Origin of the sequence: Actinoallomurus oryzae (assembly GCF_039541955.1) — a bacterium.
In the GTDB taxonomy this organism is placed as follows: Bacteria; Actinomycetota; Actinomycetes; order Streptosporangiales; family Streptosporangiaceae; genus Actinoallomurus; species Actinoallomurus oryzae.
The window spans coordinates 1-2,762 of the sequence record NZ_BAABHF010000072.1; the positions used below are offsets into that span (position 1 = coordinate 1).

Below are 2,762 nucleotides of genomic sequence, written 5' to 3' on the forward strand. Positions count from 1 at the left end.
GTGGTGGTTTTGTGGATGGTGGTTGTGGTGGCGTTGTTCTCGCCGGTGAGTTGGTGGTGCAGGTGGGTGGCGAGGGCGTGTGGTGTGGGGTGGTCGAAGATGAGGGTGGCGGGGAGGCGTAGTCCGGTCACCGTGGCGAGGCGGTTGCGGATCTGGATGGCGGTCAGGGAGTCGAAGCCCAGTTCTTTGAAGGTTTGGGTGTCGACGATCGTGTCTGCGTTGGTATGACCCAGAACGTTCGCGGCGCTCGTACGCACGATGTCGAGCAGCCGTTTTTCCGACTCGGGACCGGGCAGGTCCGCCAGCTGGGGACGGAGATTTGGAGGAGCGCCGTCGGACCGCCGAGCAACGGCGGGGGCGAGTTCGCGGAACAACGGGTGCGGGTCGCCTCCCGTGTCCAGCCTTCTGACGTTGATGTTGGCGGGGATGATCGTGGGCCGGGGGTGCGTAAGTGCAGCGGTGAAGAGCCGGAGACCCTCCGTCGTGGTCAGGTGAACGATGCCTGCGGTGCTGACATGTCCATGGTCGGTGGTGGTGAGGTGGGCGGTCATGTTGCTGGTTTGTTGCCAGAGTCCCCAGGCGAGGCTGGTGGCGGGGAGTCCTTGTGTGTGGCGGTGGTGGGCGAGGGCGTCGAGGAAGGTGTTGGCGGCGGCGTAGTTGGCTTGGCCGGGGGAGCCGAGGGTGCCGGCGAGTGAGGAGAACAGGACGAACGCCGACAGATCCATTTCTTTGGTCAGCTGGTGTAGGTGCCAGGCCGCGTCAACCTTGGGCGTGAGGACGGCGTCGAGTTGCTCGTTGGTGAGTTGAGTGATGGTGGCGTCCCGCAGCGTGCCCGCGGCGTGGATGACCGCGGTGAGCGGATGCTGATGCGGGATGGTGTCCAGTAGTTCGGTGAGGGCCTCTGGCTTGGAGGTGTCGCAGCTGGTGATGGTGACCTGGGCGCCGTGTTCGGTGAGTTCTTGGTGGAGTTCGGTGGCACCTGGTGCGTTTGGTCCGGAGCGGCTGGCCAGCAGGAGATGGAGGGCGTTGTGCTGGGCGACCAGGTGCCGGGCGACGGCTGAGCCGAGGACTCCCGTACCACCGGTGATCAACACCGTCCGCTCGGGATCGAATCGAATCGGGTCATCGCTGGCGCCCGTTCGCGCGATGTGAGGAATGAGAAGGTGGCCGTCGCGGATGGCGACCTGAGGTTCGCCGCTCGCGATGGCGGCCGCCGGCTCGATTGTGGGGCCGTCGACATCGATGAGGGCGATGCGGTCAGGGTGTTCGGCCTGCGCCGTACGGACCAGCCCCCACACCGCCGCCTGAGCCAAATCCTCGATTGCATCGTTCTCGCCGGTGCTCACGGCGCCCCGCGTGATGACGACCAGGCGACAGTCGGCGAGTCGTTCGTTCGTGAGGAAGTCACGGAGGAGACCGATCGTTTGTCGTGTGAGGCGGTGGACATCCTCGGGGACGTTCGCGCTCGACTTGTGAGGGCACATCCAAACAGCGAAATCAGGTATTCCGGATCCGTCATCTAGAGCCGCTACGAACGCGTCCAGATCGGGATGGACGCTCATCGCGTCAGCGAATGAAGCGGACAGTTTCGTTTTCTGCTCGTCGAGCAGAACGTAGGAACAAGCCGATGCCTTTCTCGGCGCAATGCGTGCCCACTGCAATTCGAACAAAGAACTGCGACTGTTGTCGGTCGGAAGCTGGGCCCTGTCGACGGGGCGTAGTGCTAGCGCATTTACCGTCATCACGGGCTGGCCGAGGTCGTCGGTGGCGGTGATGCGATAACGGCCGTCGTCTATCGGATGCAGGTGGACCCGGAGTGCTGTCGCTCTGGTGCCGTGGAAAGCGACGTCGTTCCAGGAGAACGGGAGGTACGGCGTCTCGTCGCTACCGTCCGCCGTGAGCGCCAGCGCGTGGATCGCGGCGTCGAGGAGGGCGGGGTGGATGGTGTATCCGTGGGTGTCGGTGGTTTCGGGGAGGGTTGTTTGGGCGTAGAGGTCGCCGTTGTCGTGTTGCCAGGCGTGGGTGAGGCCTTGGAAGGTGGGGCCGTAGTGGTATCCGCGTTCGGTCAGCTGCGGGTAGAAGTCGGTGACGTCGATGGGCGTAGCGTCGGCCGGTGGTTGTGCGGGTGCGTCCGCCGGGAGTGGTGTGGTGGTGAGGATGCCGGTGGCGTTACGGGTCCAGGGGGTGTCGGGTTCGGCGTCGGCGCGGCGGGTGTGGATGGTGATTTTGCGTTCGCCATCGTCGTCGGGGGCCTCGACGGTGAGGTTGATTTCGGTGGCAGCGTCGTCGGGGATGGTGACGGGGTTTTCGAGGGTGAGTTCCTCGATGTGAGGGGTGTTGGTGTGGGCGCCGACGTGCGCGGCCATTTCGATGAGAGCGCTTCCGGGGACCAGGGTTGTGTCGTGGATTGCGTGGTCTTTGAGCCAGGGGTGGGTGCGTGCCGAGACCTGGCCGGTGAATAGCTGGGCGCCGGTGGTCGGTATTTGAACGGTGGCGGTAAGGATTGGGTGATTTGTTGCTTGTTGTCCCGAGCCGTTCGGGGACCCGTGGTAGAGCCAGTAGGTGTGGTGTTGGAATGGGTAAGTGGGAAGAGGGATTGTTGTTGTTCGTTTTGGTGGTGTGTAGTTGGCGGTGTGGTGGTGGGTGTGTAGTTGTGCGGTGTTGTTGAGGAATTCGGTGAGGGTGCCGTGTTTTTTGGTGATGGTGGGGATGGCGTGTGTGGGGTTGGGGTGTTGGTCGAGGGTTTGTTGGATGGCGGGGGT

At 63.9% G+C, this 2,762-nt stretch carries 1 protein-coding gene; it reads right to left on the reverse strand.

The window, feature by feature from the left end:
* On the reverse strand, positions 1 to 2,762 hold a 2,762-nt coding region (locus ABEA10_RS49730; RefSeq protein WP_345475722.1), incomplete at both ends, for a type I polyketide synthase.